Source organism: Streptomyces globisporus (assembly GCF_003501885.1).
GTDB classification, from domain to species: Bacteria; Actinomycetota; Actinomycetes; order Streptomycetales; family Streptomycetaceae; genus Streptomyces; species Streptomyces globisporus_D.
Window position 1 is genome coordinate 1 of record NZ_QWFA01000429.1, and the last position, 539, is coordinate 539.

A 539-nucleotide genomic window follows, 5' to 3' on the forward strand; every position below is an offset into this window, starting at 1 on the left:
CCAGGGGCGCGGGCCCCACCCCCACCCCGGACCGCCGGGGCGAGGTGGGCGGTGCCGGGGGCCAGGCGGTAGCGGCCGTGGGCGGTGACCGAGCCGGGGCCGACCAGGTAGCCGCCGGTGCCGCGGATATCGATGCCCGGGGCGAGGCGGCCGGCGGAGTTGGGGACCGTCGCGTCGGCGGGGCCGGTGAGCCAGAGGTGGCGGCCGCCGCTCGGGGTGAGCACCGTGACCGTCGGCGGGATCGTGAACAGGTGCTGGAGGGCGAGCTGCCGCAGTGCGCCCGCCGCGTCGCTGCCGTACGCCGGGTCGACGTCCAGGTCGATGCCGATGAGGCGGTGCGGGGCGCGTCCGCAGGCGATGCCGTAGCCGGTGGCCCGGGGCGCGGCGGCGAAGAGGGCGCGGACGGCCGCGGGGTCGGTGGTGGCGTCGTGCACCCCGTGTCCCGGCAACCCGCACTCGCCCCGGCAGTGCGTCGGGGGCTGCTCGCCGCGGTGGGGGGAGCGCAGGGCGGGGAGCTTGGTGGCGGAGAGGGGGAAGAC

1 protein-coding gene is annotated in these 539 nt (G+C 79.2%); it reads right to left on the reverse strand.

Features of this window, described 5'->3' with window-relative positions; all coding sequences use genetic code 11:
* Window positions 1-539, reverse strand: a 539-nt coding sequence (locus tag D3105_RS34150; RefSeq protein WP_133305756.1) for a bifunctional DNA primase/polymerase, incomplete at both ends; no start/stop codon positions are given.